The sequence below is a fragment of the Grimontia indica genome, from assembly GCF_000333895.2.
Taxonomy (GTDB): Bacteria; Pseudomonadota; Gammaproteobacteria; order Enterobacterales; family Vibrionaceae; genus Enterovibrio; species Enterovibrio indicus.
This window is the reverse complement of record NZ_ANFM02000041.1, coordinates 1-16,099: the sequence shown is the minus strand read 5'-3', so window position 1 is coordinate 16,099 and position 16,099 is coordinate 1. Positions and strand designations below refer to the sequence as shown.

Below are 16,099 nucleotides of genomic sequence, written 5' to 3'. Positions count from 1 at the left end.
TTGCTCCCCTATCAAGCCCGTGTTCATCACGGGCTTTTTTCTGTCTCGGACAACCTGATACACTGCGTTTCCACAACGGATGACTTTGAGCGAACATGGACTTTCTCTCTACCATTGGCCTTTTCATTGGCTCCCTGATTGCCAATACCCTTGCCTCTCTGGCCGGCGGCGGTGCAGGGCTTTTGCAACTTCCCCTTTTGCTATTCCTTGGTCTCGGCTTTTCTGTTGCACTGGCAACCCACAAAGTGGCCTCTGTGGCGCTTGGACTTGGTGCGGCGCTCAAGCATTGGCGTAGTGGCAACCTCGACCCTAAACTCACTCTTTACGTGACATTGGCTGGCGCTGCCGGGGTGATCGGTGGTGCCAATCTCATTCTTTTTGTGCCGGGTCCTTTAGCCGAAGGGTTGCTGGGCGGGTTCATCATTTTGCTGGGTGTTTACTCGCGGATGCGCAAAACACTCGGGCAGGAAGCAGAGCCCAAACACCGCGATACGATGGGCATGGTTCTAGGTTGCCTAGGACTTAGCGCGATCGGCTTGCTGAACGGTTCCCTCACCGCGGGAACAGGTCTGTTCGTCACACTGTTTTTGGTTCGCTGGTTTGGCTTCGATTACAAGCAGGCCGTCGCGCTGACTTTGGTCAGCGTAGGCATCTTCTGGAACGGATTGGGTGCAGCAACACTGGCAATAGCCGGCGCGGAGATTTACTGGCCGTGGATCCCTGCACTCCTGGTGGGTTCTATTTTGGGTGGTTACCTCGGTGCTTATCTTGCCGATAAATACAGCAACAAGATGATAAAAATTGCGTTTGAGCTGCTGACCTTTGCAGTCGGTATCAAGCTTTTGTGGGGCGTGTTATGAACAAAGTCAATATCGAGATTTATTACTGCCGCCAGTGCAACTGGATGTTGCGCGCGACCTGGATGTCTCAGGAGTTGCTTTCCACCTTTAGCGAGGAAGTGGAGAGTTTAACCCTGCACCCTGACACAGGTGGCAGGTTTGAAATTCACTGCAATGGCGAATTGATTTGGGAGCGCAAGCGAGACGGCGGTTTTCCTGAAGCCAAAGTGCTGAAACAACGCGTTCGCGATGTGTTCGATCCAGACCGAGATCTGGGGCACGTCGACCGTTAACCTGCGCTTCAAACGAGTATGCCAGCTGACATTTTAGTCAGCCAGCATACCGTACATCACAATGCTGTTGTAGCTGACCACGCCCAGCACTTCACCACCGTCAATCACTGGCGCACGGCTGATACCAAATCGTTCAAACAGACGGGCACAGTATTTAACGTTCATGTCCGGTGCCACATGAAGAGCGGGTTTGGTCATGATTTCGTAGACGTTTACCCGCTCCGGCGAGCGATTTTGTGACAGCACTTTCTTGGCGATGTCGTTCATCAATACCAGACCAAATTCATCGTCTTCATCGCGCTTTTTCACGATGAGTGCTTTCACTTCCTTATCACGGGCAATACGGATGGCTTCGGCAACCGTCGTCAGTCCATCAATTAGCGCATAGTCGTCCTTCATAACATCGCAGACTCTTTTGGTCACTTTCATAACTCATCCTCAATCTTGCTGCTCAATTCCTGCACTTGATGCGCTACCCCAACGGCATCTTCTACGTCTAGCTGCACCGCAATACCTGTTCCTGATGACGCATCAAACTCCCCCACCTCATTGATCGTTTCAAGAATGGAGCGAGCTAAATGTTCTTCTACCAAAAACAATAAGACATCCCGCTGAACATCGAGGGTTAATCCGAAGAAGGTTTTCTTTTTCGTTAATCCTTCCCCTCGCGCATTGTTAATCACTGTCGCACCTGTGGCTCCTGCCGTTCTGGCGGCGTCCAAAACCGCATCGGTTTTAGAGTCCTCAATGAAGGCTACAATCAGTTTGAATCGCATTATGATTCCCTCGTATTTTCTTCGGTGGTGCCGCGTTTCGCCGCCCACTCTGTTAACTGCGCGTATCCCATGACAGTGATCATCGGGAACAAACTGGCAAAGGCAATCAAGCCAAAGCCATCAATTAAAGGGCTTCTGCCCGGAACCGTCGAAGCCAGTCCCAGGCCAAGGGCGGTAACCAAAGGCACGGTCACCGTCGACGTCGTCACACCGCCGGAGTCATAAGCCAGCGGCACGATAAATTTCGGGGCATAGAAGGTTTGAATCACCACCACCACGTATCCGGCAATGATGTAGTAATGAATCGGATCGCCAGCCACGATGCGATAGCAGCCAAGGGAAATGCCTATCGCTACCCCAATTGCCACTGAGAAACGTAAACCATTCACACTGATTGCCCCACCAGAAACCTGCTCCGCTTTGATAGCAACCGCAATGAGTGAAGGTTCGGCCACTGTGGTACTGAAACCAATGGCTGCGGCGAAGATGTAAACCCAATAGTAGTGCTGCCAGGAGAAGTTCTCGGGAATGCTCTCTCCTTCGCCAAACAGAAATGCGGGTGCCGTCAGCTGAACGGCCATCGATTCACCTAATGGGAAGAGCGCCATCTCCAACCCCATTAAGAACAATGACAAACCAAGAATGACGTAGATAAAGCCAAAGAGGATTTTCTTCAGATTCACAACCGGTTTTCGCAGCACGGCAAACTGAAAACCGAAAATGATGCAGACAATCGGAATCACATCCCGAATGGTCGAGAGTAAGGTGTCGATAAAGGTCGGAATGAGGGTAGACAATACATTCATGTCGCCACCATCCCGTACACCATGACGAAAATCATTGGCGAGAGCGACGCAAACGCTATCAAGCCAAAGCCGTCCACCATGGGGTTGCGTCCTTTAATCACAGTGGCAAGTCCAACGCCTAGCGCAGTCACCAAAGGCACAGTGATGGTCGATGTGGTCACGCCACCTGAGTCATAGGCAATACCGATGATGTAGCGCGGCGCGAATGCCGTCATGATCACCACCAGAATGTAGCCGCCGATGATGATGCGGTGAATGGGCCAGCCTTTTAGAATACGCAGCACGCCAAGCACAATGGCAAAGCCTACAGAGAGTGCGACCGTGATACGAAGCCCATTGGCATAGGAAGATTGCGCGTCTTCGGTCATCGCAATCATACCGCCTTCAGCGGCAACTTCTGCTGCTTCAGCAGCTACCGCCGTCAAAGCGGGTTCAGCGATGGTGGTTCCAAACCCCAACAAGAAAGCAAACACCACCAGCCAGAAAACACTGCCTTTTCTCGCCAGCGAGTGAGCCATAGATTCGCCGATGGGGAACAACCCCATTTCCAGACCGAAAACAAAGAAAGTCAGCCCCATCACGACCAACACCAGTCCAATTAAGATGGACAGTGAATCCGGCAAAGGCTGCTGTAAAACAATGATTTGAAAAAAGCCGATCACAAGAATGATAGGAAGTAGATCCTTCAAGCTCCCTAGCATTGAGGTCAGCAATGCGGTAAGTCCCTTCACACTCTCTCCAGAGAAAACGCCCAGACGAAAAGCCCGGCACGATAAATGCGCCAATTGATGAAATTGCGGTGAGGAGTTAGTTAATTTAACCCTGAGTCAGTGTATAGAAATTTGCCAATCCACAATGTCTATAGGGTGATAAAGCTAACAAGGTTTTCGTGAATTTCTTCATTAACTTCACCATCGGGCTGATCAAATAACCGATTGAATGCATACTATTTAGTAACACCCCAACTAGGATGATCCTCATGCAGATTCTCGTGACAGGCGGAACCGGACTTATCGGACGCGCGTTGATCCCAAAGCTCGAACATCACGAAATCACCGTACTGACCCGTTCGCCAGAGAAAGCACGTCATGTTTTGCCATCGAAGGTGCACTTGATAAAAAACATCGACGAGATTGAAGACTTCAGTCAGTTTGATGCCATCATCAATCTTGCAGGTGAACCTATCGTTGATAAGCGATGGAGCGAGCAGCAGAAAGGGATTATCTGCGCCAGCCGTTGGGGGATGACAGAACAACTGGTGCAGCGCATTTTAGAAGCCGATGCCCCGCCTCATACCTTTATCAGTGGCTCTGCGGTTGGCTACTACAGCGATCAAGGTGACAAGATCATCGACGAATCACTCACGGTTGATGCTACTGATTTCGCACATTCTGTCTGCTCGAACTGGGAAAAAATCGCCATGCGCGCCGACTCGGATAAGACCCGGGTATGTATCCTACGTACTGGTATTGTGCTCAGTAAAAGCGGCGGTGCATTGAAGAAAATGCTGCTGCCATATCAATTCGGCATGGGTGGGCCAATCGGTGACGGGAAGCAATACTTCCCGTGGATACACATTGACGACATGGTGGGTGGCATCATTCATTTATTGGAACATGCTGATACCCGTGGCGCCTTCAACCTAACCGCACCTGAGCCAGTCACCAACAAGGTGTTCAGCCAAAGTCTTGCTGCAACGCTTAAGCGCCCGCATTTTATGTTTACGCCCAAGCTTGCGATATCACTGATGCTGGGTGAAGCAGGTCAGCTTCTTTTTGACAGCCAGCGCGCGGTGCCCAGAGCTCTGGAAAACAGCGGCTACAGTTTCCAGTATCCGTCTGTGGGTCCTGCACTGGAAAACATTTTGCGCTGATAGCTCCCGCTTTAGGAAAAGAAAGGTACGCTGAAATGCGTGCCTTTTTTCATTTGTCTGACTGCTATTTTTTGAGCGGCTCTAACAAGCCCCGAAGCATCCAAGCCACTGTCAGGAAGACCAGCCCAACAGCTAATGTCGGCAAGCTCAACCAGACTTCCGGATGCAAGCGAACCGGTAGCTCAACACCCCACTTCAACAAACCTGCCATCGCAAGCTCTGCCCCGCCGACGGCCATACAACCGGACACTAATGCCATAATGCCGTATTCAGCCCAAAGCGTGGTGTTGATGCGCTTTTTGCTCGCTCCCAGCGTTCGGTAAAGCATGATTTCACGCTGGCGTTCGGCAAGGGTGATCCGAAGCAGTGTCAGCAAGAGCAATAAACCACTGGCTACCGCCAACCCCGCCAATACTGACAGCGACAGGCTCACTTGTTTGAGGATCACCTGAATTCTTCCGCTCATGGTGCGTAGATCCAGCAAAGTCACCGTTTGGTAATCACGTCCCAGTTGGTTGAGGATATCGCTCTGACTATCTTCCAGTCGGAAACTGACCAACCAGTTTGCAGGTAAGTTCTCCACCAAAGCCGGGTCAAAGATGAAGTAGAAATTAGGCTTCATGTTGCGCCATTCCACATCACGAATCGAGTTTACTTCCGCTGTAAATTCCTGACTGTTAACGTTAAACGTCAGCTCATCACCAAGGCGAAGTCCTAGCCTTTCAGCAATACCGGATTCCACAGAAACGCCACCTTCACTTGGCCATGAACCTTCCAACAACTCATTATGGGTTGGCAAGTTGTAGCGCCAGGTGAAGTTAAGCTCGCGGCGAAGCGCTTCATCCCGCTCTTCCCTATCTGGCGTCAGCTCAGCATAACGCTGCCCATTAAGGCCAACCAAACGACCTCGGATAATCGGATAGGCTTCCGAACGTTCCAGATTGTTCGCGTCCAGCCTGCTGACGTAATCATCCAACTCGCTTTTCGCGATGTTCAGCGCGAACACATTCGGAGCGTTCTGTGGCAGGGTTTGCTGCCAATCTTCAAGTAAGTCGGTACGCAGCAGCCAGATAATAGAAAGCAGCATGAATGACGTTGCCAACGCGCCAAGCTGCGCGCCACTTGATGCCGGATTTCGTGTTATTCGACTGAGCGCCAGTTTGAATGCAGGCTGTTTAACGCGTTTCTGCGCGACTTTCAGCACCATTACGCCAATCGCCGCCAGAAGGCTGAGCATCAACACTAAGGCCGCCAATACCAGCCAAAGCAAGCGGTTGTCGTATGACCATGCCACCAACGCAAGAATTGGCACTGCTGCCAGCAACCAACTCCAAGGATTCTTCCGCGCGCGCACTGCGCTTTGCTCCTGCAGTACACTCATGGCAGGCGCTTCAATCAACCGGATCAATGGAATACCCAGTGCCGGAAGTGCCACCAGCAAAGCCACCATAGGACCGAGCAACCAGGGCAGATAGCCATAGCTCGGCAAGGGTGAAGGCAGCACATCTGCCAGCGGTAAACGCAGCAGATATTCCAGCGCTGCACCGAACCCCAAGCCAAGCACAGTTGCCATCAACATCAGCATCAGAAGCTGCCTGCCAAGCCAACGTCTCACCCAACTGCGCTGGGCACCAAGGCTTTTCACCATGGCAAGCGTCTGGGTACGGCTATCCACATAGTGCTGACAAGTCAGGAGTAAGGTCGCCGCTGCCATAATGATGACCAACACCACAGTCAAAGAGAGGTAACCGCGACTCCTATCCAGCATGTCGCCGGTGCGATCCCCAGTGTTTTCATCGATCCAGCGTTGTCCGTCGATCGGCGTGTAAGCGGTCTTTACTGCTTCAAGGTCGCTGCTGTCACCGCGGAAGAAATAACGGTAACTCACCCGGCTTCCCGGACGCACCACACCTGCAGCAGAGACATCACTCAGGTGCATCATCGCCGCTGGCATTTGGCTGAACGGATTGAAGGACAGCTCAGGCTCAGAAATGATTTTACCGCTGACTGTCAGGGTTAAATCTCCCACATCAACTTTGTCTCCCAAGCCCACATCTAGCAGCGTAAACAGACGCTCTTCCAGCCAAAGTTCGCCGGGTTTGACGCTGTCTTGCATCGCATCCGCGCTTTCCAGCTCCAAAGCGCCACGGAGCGGATAGTTACTTTCTACCGCTTTCACGCTGATGAGCTGCATTTCATTGTCACTGAATGCCATGGTGCCAAAGCGGGTTTGGTCAGAGCGTTCAACATCAATGCTGTCAAAGTTTTGCAGTGTTTGTGGAGCCAAAGGCTGGTTGCTTCGAAGCACCAAGTCAGCGGCCAGCATGGAACGGCCTTGCTGGGTGAGAACAGATTCAATACGACCTGCCAGTGCAGACAATGCAAACACACAGGCGATGATCAGCGCCAGTGCAGCAACGACAGGCCAAAGCTGTCCGTGGAAGAGTTCGCGCCAAGCCCAGCGCCAGACAAGAGTTTTTCTCATGCAGCCCCCGCCAGTTCGCCTGCGTTAAGGTGCAAGGTGCGGTGGCATTTCTCTGCCAGTGCCGGGTCATGCGTCACAAGGATCAAGGTGGTGCCGTGGTCACGGTTGAGCGAGAAAAGCAGGTCGATGACCGTTGCTGCGGTGTGCTGGTCGAGATTACCAGTTGGTTCATCGGCGAACAGAACATTTGGGCGGGTCATAAAGGCGCGGGCAATCGCCACACGTTGTTGCTCACCGCCAGAAAGCTGCGAAGGTAAGTGGGTTTCACGTCCTTTCAGCCCAACCGACGCTAATAGCTCAAGCGCCCGTTCTTCGTCTTCATCATCACCGCGAATAGTACAAGGAAGAAGCACATTTTCTAGCGCGGTCAGGGAAGGCACCAGCAGGAAACTTTGGAAAACGAAACCGATCGACTCGGCACGAAGGGCTGCTCGCGCATCATCATCGAGCTGGCTTAAAGGCTTGCCAAGAAGTTCAATCTCGCCGGCTGACGGGGTATCTAAACCTGCAAGCAATGTCATAAGCGTGGATTTACCTGCGCCGGAAACCCCAACTAAAGCAATACTTTCGCCCTGCTCGACCTGAAGGGAAACATCCTGCAGAATGGTCAGAGACTGTGCATTCGTCGTCACTGTTTTAGAGACGTTGCTGGCCCTGATCACTGGAGTTGTCATGATTCGCATCCTTTCTTTTTGTCTTTTGATTATCAGTCATAGCGCCGCGGCGCAGACGCTTCTTGTACTCGGCGATAGCCTTAGCGCTGGCTACCAGATGGCGATTGAGAAAAGCTGGCCTAGCCTGATTGAGCCTAAGCTGACGGAAACCAGCAAGATCACTTCCGTGGTTAATGCCAGCATTTCCGGCGATACTTCTGGGAACAGTCTCGACAGACTGCCAGCCCTGCTGGAACAGCATTCACCCGACTATGTGCTGATTGAACTGGGTGCTAACGATGGACTGCGAGGATTCCCACCCAAGCAGATACGCAATAACCTGTCCGAATTGATCAGTTTAAGCCAGGAAAATGGCGCGCAGGTGATGTTAATGCAGATCCAGATCCCACCTAACTATGGTCAAAGATACAGCAAGGCTTTTGCTGATATCTATCCGGAATTAAGTAAAGAAATGCAAATTCCACTCATTCCGTTCTTCATGGAGAAGGTGGTTTTGACCGAAGGCTGGATGATGTCAGATGGTCTGCACCCTAAAGACATCGCGCAGCCTTGGATTGCACAATTCATGGCAGAACAGATGCTGCCACACATCAAAGAGCAAGGATAAAACAAGAATGAAAAACGCAGTATTGATGACCGGATGTTCAACCGGCATCGGCTATGTCTGTGCCCACGCCCTCGCAAAGAAAGGGTTTGATGTGATTGCGTCATGCCGCAAATTAGAAGATGTTGAGCGCCTAAAAGAAGAAGGGCTTACCTGCATTCACCTTGACCTTGCTGACAACGACAGCATTCTCAATGCCGTGGAAGAAGTCAGGACCATGACTGACGGAAAGTTGATGGGGCTTTTTAACAATGGTGCTTATGGCCAACCTGGCGCGTTGGAAGACTTGCCCACCGACGCATTGAGAAAGCAATTTGAAACCAACTTCTTTGGCTGGCACACGCTGACCCAAGCCGTGATCCCAATGATGATGGCGAACGGCAAAGGCCGCATTGTTCAAAACAGCTCCGTGCTGGGTTTTGTCGCACTGAAATTCCGCGGGGCGTACAACGCCAGCAAATTTGCCGTTGAAGGTTGGACAGATACCCTACGTCTGGAACTTGCAGGCACACCAGTAAAAATCAGCTTAATCGAACCAGGCCCAATCGAAACCCGTTTCCGCGCCAATGCACTGGAAGCGTTTTACCGGTTCATTGATATCGAAAACAGCCGATTCAGAAGCGATTATCTCGCCCAGCAAGATCGCATGGAAAGCGAAAACTCCACCAATAAGTACACTCTGCCTTCGGAGTCGATCATTGCACCATTGATCCACGCGCTAACTGCGGAAGATCCTAAAGTCCGATATCGTGTGACCAAGCCGACCCATTACATGGCCTGGTGTAAGCGTCTACTTCCTTCAAAAACGCTCGACAAAATTCTTGCAAAGGGTGGTTAACACCCAAAGTCATACAGATACCACTCACAAAAAGTTGCACACCGGGCAATTTCTGCCCGGTTACTCCCAGAAACGTGACATCAAAACTTTATTTTTGCATTCATCTTTCTGTCACAAATGCGCGTTAATCTCTCTCCTGTACCGTGAAACACCTGCCCCCAACTTCCACTTCGATGTGATGCGTGTCGGATCAGGCCGTGAACGGGGATACAAAAAAAGAACAAATACCCCAATAGGAGCCGGACTATGTCCTTAAGTCAATTGAACTGGCTCTGTTTGAGTGTAACGCTGGCAATATTGCTTGTGTTTTAAGTCAGCGTTTCACATCGACGAGCGCAAAAGAATGAAGGCCACTGGAATTCCGGTGGCCTTTTTCGTTGCCATGTCAGACAACATCCAATCAGTGATTTGATCCAGCAATAATCAATATTTATCGGCGCTTTACCGGATAATGCCTTGAATTTTCATGTTGTCCCCCCCACCTTTACAGCAAAGAACTTCTAACGCTCAGGCGACACTATGCAACCAAATTATATTGTTGAACTTAACGAGCAGAACTTTCAGCAAATCCTGGAAGGCTCGGTTGAAACTCCAGTCCTGATCCACTTCTGGGCACAAATGAGCCCAGAGAGTACCGAGATTGTTCCAGCACTGGAAAAACTGGCACACGAATATGCAGGTGCATTTACGCTGGCCCTGCTCAACTGCGAACAGCAGCAAATGCTGGCCTCCCAGTTTGGTGTGCGTGCTTTGCCAACTATCGCCCTGTTCAGCAATGGCCAGCCTGTAGACGGCATTGCCGGGCCACAGACTGAAGACACAGTGCGTGAAATGTTGGTTCGCCACCTGCCGAGCCAAGACGAAATGACCTTCAAACAGGCACTGGCGTTGATGGCAGAAGGCAATCACGCCGAGGCACTGCCGCTTTTGAAATCTGTGGAAGCCGCGCTGGGTGAAACTGGCGCTCATAAGCTGGCACTGGCAGAGTGTTATGTGGAAGCACAGCAATTCGACGAAGCAGAGGAGCTTCTCGGGAAAGTATTGATGCAAGATCAAGATGCACAATACAAAGCGCTGATGGCCAAAGTGGAACTACATAAGCAAGCAGCAGACACACCAGAGATTCGTGAGCTGCAAGCGGCATTTGAAGCCGATCCGGACAACAAAGATCTGGCCTTTGAACTGGCTGTCCAATTTAGTCAGGTTAATCGTCAGGAAGAAGCGCTTGAGCTTTTGCTGGGCATTCTTCGTAAGGACATGAATTTTAGCGACGCTAAGAAGACCATGATGGATATTCTGGCAGCGCTCGGCCAAGGCAACGAAATTGCCAGCCGTTACCGCCGACAGCTTTACTCGCTGCTTTACTGATTTCCCATTTTAAAAAGCGCTCCGGCGCTTTTTTATTTCCCATCAGCCGAGGACAAAGCTTCGATGATTGGGCAACAGGCGCTGTCGTTACCCGGGCAGGTACTCGCCAGTGATTTCAACGACTTTTTCATGGCCTGAAGTTCTTTTATTTTGTCGTCTATCTCTGCGATTTTCTCCAATGCCTTTTGCTTTACATCTGCGCTTCGACGGTTAGGGTTTCGCGACATATCCAACAAGGTCTGGCACTCTTCCAAACTAAAGCCCACCAAGCGCGAACGACGGATCATTTGCAACTCATTAATGTGCTTTTGACCATAAGCCCGATAGCCATTCTCCAGACGTGCAGGTTCACTAATGATCCCCTTTTGTTCGTAGAAACGAATCGTCTTTGGTGTCAGCCCTGTCGCCTTGGCAATTTCATTGATTTTCATGCCTCACTCCCCGTCTAAAACTCACGCTTGACCTTACAGTTGATGGAAGGTTTATTCTACGGAATTATGAACAGTCCACACCTGAGACTGCAAGTAAATTTATAGGTATCGAAATGACAGATACAGAACTGAACGCTCATGAGGAAGGCAAAGAAGCCGTCACACTTATCACGCTCCCCTTGTCAGGACTTAACTGCATGGGTTGTGCGCGTAAAGTGAAAAATGCCGTCGAGCCTATCGAAGGTGTGTCTGTGGTGGAAGCCGACAAGACCTCCCTAACGATCAACGCAGATGCGCCTTTAAGTGACGTCATCAATGCGGTTGAATCGCTGGGTTATCAGGTGGGAACGACCACGGCACTTCCTTTGGCAGGGCTCAGCTGTGGACGCTGTGTTGCCAAACTGAAAGCCGCTTTTGAAGCTTCACCAAAGGTTTTTCTTGCGGATGTGAGTAAGACCGAAGCCACCATTAACAGCGCACTGACAATGGAAGAATTGGCAGCCATCGTCGATGCAACAGGTTATCAGGTTGCTGAAGCCCAGAGCGAAACAACACACGCACCAGAAATCACAGCAGCGCCAGAAGTTGCGCTCGATGATGCTCCGTCCGAACCGCCGTTGAGTTCAAATTCAGCTTCCCTGCAATTTATTCTGTCCGGCATGACCTGCGCGAGCTGTGTGTCATCCGTAGAAGACGCGATAAAAGGCGTAACCGGTGTAATGGCGGTCAACGTAAACTTGGCTGAGCGCACTGCGTTAGTGTCCGGAGAAGCCGACGCCGACGTCATCATCAAAGCGGTAGAAGCCGCAGGCTATGGCGCAGAAGTGAGTGAAAGCGAAGAGACTCGCCGTGAGCGTCAGGCAGCCATGCATGCCGCACAACTTGCAGAACACAAACGCAACACCTGGTTGTCTCTGGGCTTAGGTGCACCACTGATGGCATGGGGACTGCTCGGCGGTTCAATGACCATTGAAAGCACCACCAGCCAAATCGGCTGGGGCATCATTGGCCTTTTAACCTTTGCACTTTTATGTACCGCGGGTAAACATTTCTTCGTAAATGCCATAAAAGCGGCACGCCATCATCGTGCGACCATGGATACCTTAGTCGCTTTGGGTACGGGTTCAGCGTGGCTTTACTCGATTGCAGTGGTGTTTGCGCCGGATCTTTTCCCTGTACAAGCACGTCATGTGTACTTCGAAGCCACAGCCATGATTCTGGGGTTGGTGACACTTGGTCATGCTATTGAAGCCAAAGCACGTGCATCGACATCTAAAGCGCTTGATCGCTTACTCGACCTACAACCACCAACCGCACTGGTCGTCGAAAACGGTCAGGAGCGAGAAGTTCCACTGGCAGCCGTACAAGCAGGCATGATACTCAGAGTGAAACCCGGCTCAAAAATTCCGGTTGATGGTGTGGTTGAAGACGGCGAAAGCTATGTCGATGAATCCATGCTGACTGGCGAGCCACTTGCTGTCCGCAAAACGGCAGGGGAAACGCTGCATGCTGGTACCGTGAACCAAAACGGTAGTCTGCTGTTTAAAGCCACCGGTATCGGTAGCGATACCATGCTGTCACGGATTATTCAGTTGGTCCGTCAGGCACAAAGCAGCAAACCGGCGCTGGCACGCATGGCGGATTCTATCTCGGCCATATTTGTTCCAACAGTGATGATCATTGCCATTCTGACAGCGCTTGGCTGGTACAACTTTGGCCCTGATCCGAAGCTCAGCTTTATGCTGGTCACCGCGACAACTGTGCTGATTATCGCCTGCCCTTGTGCGCTTGGTTTGGCAACGCCAATGTCTGTCACAACTGGCGTTGGTCGTGCGGCTGAACTTGGGGTGCTCATTCGTGATGCAGAGGCATTGCAACATGCAGCGTCGGTCGACACTGTGGTATTGGATAAAACGGGCACATTGACCGAAGGCAAGCCGCAAGTGACATCGATAATCAGCCTTGCACTGCCAGAAGAGGAATTACTGCGTATCGCTGCAAGCCTTGAGCAAGGTTCTGAGCACCCACTGGCAAAAGCAGTGCTGGATGCAGCAAAAGGTAAAAACATCGCCCTTGCATCAGTATCGAACTTTGAAGGTATTCCAGGAAAAGGTCTGAGTGCCAACATTGATGGCGACACTTATTTTCTGGGTAACGCACGCTTGATGGCAGAAAAAGGCATTGCGGTGGAAGGCGGCCAAGCTGCCGCCAAGCAACAAGCAGATCGCGGGGAAACCGCTGTGTATCTGGCAACAAGCACTGAGCTTCTTGGTCTTATTGGCATCAGCGACCCATTGCGTTCAGATTCTGCCAGCGCAGTAAAACGTCTGAAAGCTTTAGGCTATCAGGTGGTGATGCTCACCGGTGATCATCCTGATACGGCCAATGCCATTGCCAAACTGGCGGGGATTGAGAATGTGATTGCGGGGGTTTTGCCAGACGGTAAAGCGGATGTCGTCACTCGCCTTCAGAGCGAAGGCAAGAAAGTCGCCATGATTGGTGATGGCATCAATGATGCGCCAGCACTGGCCAAAGCTGAAGTTGGGATTGCCATTGGTAGTGGCAGCGATGTAGCTATTGAAAGTGCACAGATGACATTGATGCGTCACTCAATAGATGCAGCCACTGATGGGCTAACACTGTCCAAAGCAACCCTTCGTAATATGAAGGAAAATCTCTTTGGTGCATTTGTTTACAATTCTCTGGGTATTCCGATTGCTGCGGGTGTGTTATATCCCCTCACCGGCGCACTGCTAAGCCCAGTTGTTGCTGGAGCAGCCATGGCTTTATCGTCGATTACCGTCGTGAGTAATGCCAACCGACTGCGCTGGTTTAAGCCACCCAAAGGAGGAAACCATGCTGGTTAATTTCATTGGATTGGGACTGATCGGAGCCATCATCTGGTGGTTCTGGCTGGCGGAAAAGAAAAATTAAACGCCGCCTAAATTAACGCTGTTTGCGACTACGCAACAGGTATTCGCCCCGGGTTAGTTTCATCGCCCGGGGATAACATCGAGGAGAAAATGATGAAATCTAAACTTGCTGCACTGTCGTTTGCGCTGCTATCCACCAGCGTGTTTGCTGCTTCTGGTGTGACTTACAAATCTCCATATTGCGGTTGCTGTAAAGAGTGGGTTAAGCACATGGAAGACAACGGCTTTGAGATGAAGTCTGAAGATCATGTGAACATGAATCCAATTAAGATGAAGCTTGGTATCAAGCCTGAGCTCGCTTCGTGCCACACCACTGTTATCGACGGTTACCTGTTTGAAGGGCACATCCCAGCTAGCGACGTAAAAGCCTTCCTAGAGCAAAAACCAAAACTGGCCGGCCTTGCTGTACCTGGCATGCCAGTCGGTTCACCGGGCATGGAATATGGCGATCAAAAAGACCCATATGATGTCGTTGGCTTCTCGAAAAACGGTATGACCGTCGTCTTTAACAGCCACAACAAAGACTGACAATTGATGGTGAAGCCTCCATACTGGACTTTCAACAGTATGGAGGCTTCATGTACCGCATTACTACCCTGTTTTTCTCGCTGCTTTTTAGCACGTTATCTATCGCCGACCCTCAAGTCTGGCAAGCGCAAAAAGGCGACCTTTCCTTTACCATCATGGGCTCTGTACACGCTGGCAAGCCAGAGTTCTACCCTCTTCCCGATGTCATGGTCAGTAGATTCGAATCTGCCGATGGTCTTATCGTAGAAGCCGATATCATCAGCGATAAATCTATTTCCATTCCCAAAGGAAAACCTTCCGCCTCTTACCTGACAGACGCCCAGAAAGAAACACTTGAGGAAATCGCAGCAGAGACTGGTACACCATCAAACGTGCTGCTTAATCTTCCTCCGTGGCAAGCAGCCATGGCACTCCAGCTTTACCAAATCAATCAGTTGGAACTCCAACAACTGCTGGGCATTGACCTTTATTTCCTCTCACGAAGCCAGAAGCATTCTGTACCCGTGATCCCACTGGAAACCGTACAACAGCAAGTCGACCTACTGGCCAATGCAGATAAGGATGGTTTGGAGCTACTGACAGATACTCTGGATTACTGGGAACTCTCCAAAGAGTTTATGCCCTGTCTGATTGATGCCTGGCAGTATGGTGACGGTGCGAAAATGGAAGAAATGGTAACGGTCATGAGCGGCGCAGGAGAGTTCGAACGTCAACTGATTGATGAGCGCAACCACAACTGGCTGGAAGCCCTCACTGACAAATCGCGGTTTGAAAAAGGGAGTTACGTGATGGTTGTCGGTGCATTGCACCTTTATGGCAAAGAAGGTGTGCTGACACTGCTGGAAAAAGCCGGTTTCGACGTAAAACTCTTAACGCAGGGTGAAAAGGTTGATTGCGAAATCCCGGCGATTCCATGAGCGGCTAAATCAGCCGCTCACCAGTACCTGAGTCACAATCATTGAGACCAGAAACAACAGAATAAACCAGATGACAATAGATTTTCTCATACCCTTTTCCTTACTGCGGTAAAGCCAGAATCTTGGAGGTAGTTTACCGCATATGCCATGTGGAAAAGAGCACAATTGGAAGGTTTGTTACAAACAATAAGAGCAGCGAATTGCTGCTCTTATTAGAGGAATAAAAAGAAGCCGAAGTGCGTTGCTGCCTTCGGCGTAAGCAACCAAGTCTACATTTAACTGGTTTAAGGGAATTATTGTGTTCCAGGCTCTTTCATCGCCTTGTAGACAAAGAACCCGGCCATGAAGCTAATCATGCCCAAGGCAACAAAAATGACGATCATTGAGGAGAGGCCAATTGCGTTGCCGAAAAGTAGGTCTAACCAGAATTCCATTTTTGTATTTCCTATGTCTGTGAACGTTAAGACTAGGTTGCCAATTGGTGAAAGAATCAACGATGATCCAGATCAAGTGAAGCTCGTGTTAGTGGCACGTGACAATTCAAGTGTGTGTGTTGTCGCAATTTATTCTGGATTGGTGATCGTTTGAGCGAACGGTTCGTACCACGCAAAAATCCTGATAAAACACTTGTGTCTTAAGCGTGGATGAGTAATATAACCAACCTCTGAGACGCACAGCGGATCAGCATTGTCGGTGAATAGCGCAGTTTGGTAGCGCATCTGGTTTGGGACCAG

General features: G+C 50.6%; 16 protein-coding genes and 1 pseudogene. 9 read left to right on the top strand and 8 right to left on the bottom strand.

Translation table 11 applies throughout. The features are described from left to right. Positions 1 to 95 precede the first annotated feature (95 nt). Both D515_RS20745 and D515_RS20740 read left to right on the top strand, forming a co-directional pair. The gene (locus D515_RS20745; RefSeq protein ID WP_002541308.1) at positions 96 to 860 is read left to right on the top strand and encodes a sulfite exporter TauE/SafE family protein; all 765 of its coding nucleotides are present in this window, start codon (positions 96 to 98) and stop codon (positions 858 to 860) included. Then, on the top strand, positions 857 to 1,132 hold the full coding sequence (locus D515_RS20740) for an Rdx family protein (protein WP_002541307.1): 276 nt from the start codon (positions 857 to 859) through the stop codon (positions 1,130 to 1,132). The genes D515_RS20745 and D515_RS20740 overlap by 4 nt, the downstream gene beginning before the upstream one ends. A 33-nt stretch (positions 1,133 to 1,165) precedes the next feature. Here the strand turns inward: D515_RS20740 and D515_RS20735 are convergent, their stop codons facing one another. From D515_RS20735 to D515_RS20720, 4 genes are read right to left on the bottom strand one after another with little or no spacing between them, the layout of a single operon-like run. Beyond that, on the bottom strand, positions 1,166 to 1,561 hold the full coding sequence (locus D515_RS20735; protein WP_039850410.1) for a CBS domain-containing protein: 396 nt from the start codon (positions 1,559 to 1,561) through the stop codon (positions 1,166 to 1,168). Next, entirely contained in the window at positions 1,558 to 1,908 is a 351-nt protein-coding gene (locus D515_RS20730; RefSeq protein ID WP_002541305.1) for a P-II family nitrogen regulator, read from the bottom strand. The genes D515_RS20735 and D515_RS20730 overlap by 4 nt, the downstream gene beginning before the upstream one ends. Beyond that, complete coding sequence (locus tag D515_RS20725; protein WP_002541304.1) at positions 1,908 to 2,714, bottom strand: DUF1538 domain-containing protein; 807 nt, start codon at positions 2,712 to 2,714, stop codon at positions 1,908 to 1,910. The genes D515_RS20730 and D515_RS20725 overlap by 1 nt, the downstream gene beginning before the upstream one ends. Then, positions 2,711 to 3,445, bottom strand: coding sequence for a DUF1538 domain-containing protein (locus D515_RS20720; RefSeq protein ID WP_002541303.1), 735 nt, complete (start codon positions 3,443 to 3,445; stop codon positions 2,711 to 2,713). The genes D515_RS20725 and D515_RS20720 overlap by 4 nt, the downstream gene beginning before the upstream one ends. Before the next feature lie 248 nt (positions 3,446 to 3,693). On the opposite strand from D515_RS20720, the gene D515_RS20715 reads away from it, so the two are divergent. After that, positions 3,694 to 4,587, top strand: coding sequence for a TIGR01777 family oxidoreductase (locus D515_RS20715; RefSeq protein WP_002541302.1), 894 nt, complete (start codon positions 3,694 to 3,696; stop codon positions 4,585 to 4,587). A gap of 64 nt (positions 4,588 to 4,651) precedes the next feature. Here D515_RS20715 and D515_RS20710 read toward each other — a convergent pair whose 3' ends face one another. Continuing rightward, positions 4,652 to 7,072 (bottom strand): ABC transporter permease, encoded by a 2,421-nt coding sequence (locus D515_RS20710; protein WP_002541301.1) that lies wholly within the window; start codon positions 7,070 to 7,072, stop codon positions 4,652 to 4,654. Beyond that, positions 7,069 to 7,644 (bottom strand): annotated as a pseudogene (locus D515_RS20705) (ABC transporter ATP-binding protein); the annotation flags it as partial. The pseudogene D515_RS20705 and the gene D515_RS20710, both read right to left, overlap by 4 nt. A gap of 100 nt (positions 7,645 to 7,744) precedes the next feature. Here D515_RS20705 and tesA point away from each other — a divergent pair. From tesA to D515_RS20690, 3 genes are all read left to right on the top strand, one after another. After that, positions 7,745 to 8,353 (top strand): multifunctional acyl-CoA thioesterase I/protease I/lysophospholipase L1, encoded by a 609-nt coding sequence (tesA, locus tag D515_RS20700; RefSeq protein WP_002541298.1) that lies wholly within the window; start codon positions 7,745 to 7,747, stop codon positions 8,351 to 8,353. Positions 8,354 to 8,360: 7 nt separating this feature from the next. Continuing rightward, a complete protein-coding gene (locus D515_RS20695) occupies positions 8,361 to 9,188 on the top strand; it encodes an SDR family oxidoreductase (protein ID WP_002541297.1) in 828 nt (275 codons plus the stop codon). 519 nt (positions 9,189 to 9,707) lie between these two features. Beyond that, a complete protein-coding gene (locus D515_RS20690; RefSeq protein WP_002541296.1) occupies positions 9,708 to 10,556 on the top strand; it encodes a thioredoxin family protein in 849 nt (282 codons plus the stop codon). 32 nt (positions 10,557 to 10,588) lie between these two features. On the opposite strand, the gene cueR is transcribed toward D515_RS20690, so the two are convergent. Beyond that, positions 10,589 to 10,987, bottom strand: coding sequence for a Cu(I)-responsive transcriptional regulator (gene cueR, locus D515_RS20685; protein WP_002541295.1), 399 nt, complete (start codon positions 10,985 to 10,987; stop codon positions 10,589 to 10,591). 113 nt (positions 10,988 to 11,100) lie between these two features. Between cueR and D515_RS20680 the strand changes: the two genes are divergently transcribed. The 3 genes from D515_RS20680 (at position 11,101) to D515_RS20670 (ending at position 15,365) form a co-directional block, all read left to right on the top strand. After that, on the top strand, positions 11,101 to 13,854 hold the full coding sequence (locus D515_RS20680) for a cation transporter (protein ID WP_002541294.1): 2,754 nt from the start codon (positions 11,101 to 11,103) through the stop codon (positions 13,852 to 13,854). 159 nt (positions 13,855 to 14,013) lie between these two features. After that, a complete protein-coding gene (locus D515_RS20675) occupies positions 14,014 to 14,448 on the top strand; it encodes a DUF411 domain-containing protein (RefSeq protein ID WP_002541293.1) in 435 nt (144 codons plus the stop codon). 50 nt (positions 14,449 to 14,498) lie between these two features. Then, on the top strand, positions 14,499 to 15,365 hold the full coding sequence (locus D515_RS20670) for a TraB/GumN family protein (protein WP_002541292.1): 867 nt from the start codon (positions 14,499 to 14,501) through the stop codon (positions 15,363 to 15,365). Between the two features lie 293 nt (positions 15,366 to 15,658). Here D515_RS20670 and D515_RS25435 read toward each other — a convergent pair whose 3' ends face one another. Then, entirely contained in the window at positions 15,659 to 15,799 is a 141-nt protein-coding gene (locus tag D515_RS25435; protein ID WP_002541291.1) for a DUF3149 domain-containing protein, read from the bottom strand. Positions 15,800 to 16,099: the final 300 nt, after the last annotated feature.

Excerpts from the sequence above, each read along its gene's own strand:
- D515_RS20715 (WP_002541302.1), top strand. The coding sequence starts at position 3,694 with ATGCAGATTCTCGTGACAGGCGGAACCGGACTTATCGGACGCGCGTTG.
- D515_RS20675 (WP_002541293.1), top strand. The coding sequence starts at position 14,014 with ATGAAATCTAAACTTGCTGCACTGTCGTTTGCGCTGCTATCCACCAGC.
- D515_RS20725 (WP_002541304.1), bottom strand. The coding sequence starts at position 2,714 with ATGAATGTATTGTCTACCCTCATTCCGACCTTTATCGACACCTTACTC.
- D515_RS20670 (WP_002541292.1), top strand. The coding sequence starts at position 14,499 with ATGTACCGCATTACTACCCTGTTTTTCTCGCTGCTTTTTAGCACGTTA.
- cueR (WP_002541295.1), bottom strand. The coding sequence starts at position 10,987 with ATGAAAATCAATGAAATTGCCAAGGCGACAGGGCTGACACCAAAGACG.
- D515_RS20680 (WP_002541294.1), top strand. The coding sequence starts at position 11,101 with ATGACAGATACAGAACTGAACGCTCATGAGGAAGGCAAAGAAGCCGTC.
- D515_RS20690 (WP_002541296.1), top strand. The coding sequence starts at position 9,708 with ATGCAACCAAATTATATTGTTGAACTTAACGAGCAGAACTTTCAGCAA.
- tesA (WP_002541298.1), top strand. The coding sequence starts at position 7,745 with ATGATTCGCATCCTTTCTTTTTGTCTTTTGATTATCAGTCATAGCGCC.
- D515_RS25435 (WP_002541291.1), bottom strand. The coding sequence starts at position 15,799 with ATGGAATTCTGGTTAGACCTACTTTTCGGCAACGCAATTGGCCTCTCC.
- D515_RS20740 (WP_002541307.1), top strand. The coding sequence starts at position 857 with ATGAACAAAGTCAATATCGAGATTTATTACTGCCGCCAGTGCAACTGG.
- D515_RS20730 (WP_002541305.1), bottom strand. The coding sequence starts at position 1,908 with ATGCGATTCAAACTGATTGTAGCCTTCATTGAGGACTCTAAAACCGAT.
- D515_RS20710 (WP_002541301.1), bottom strand. The coding sequence starts at position 7,072 with ATGAGAAAAACTCTTGTCTGGCGCTGGGCTTGGCGCGAACTCTTCCAC.
- D515_RS20695 (WP_002541297.1), top strand. The coding sequence starts at position 8,361 with ATGAAAAACGCAGTATTGATGACCGGATGTTCAACCGGCATCGGCTAT.
- D515_RS20745 (WP_002541308.1), top strand. The coding sequence starts at position 96 with ATGGACTTTCTCTCTACCATTGGCCTTTTCATTGGCTCCCTGATTGCC.
- D515_RS20735 (WP_039850410.1), bottom strand. The coding sequence starts at position 1,561 with ATGAAAGTGACCAAAAGAGTCTGCGATGTTATGAAGGACGACTATGCG.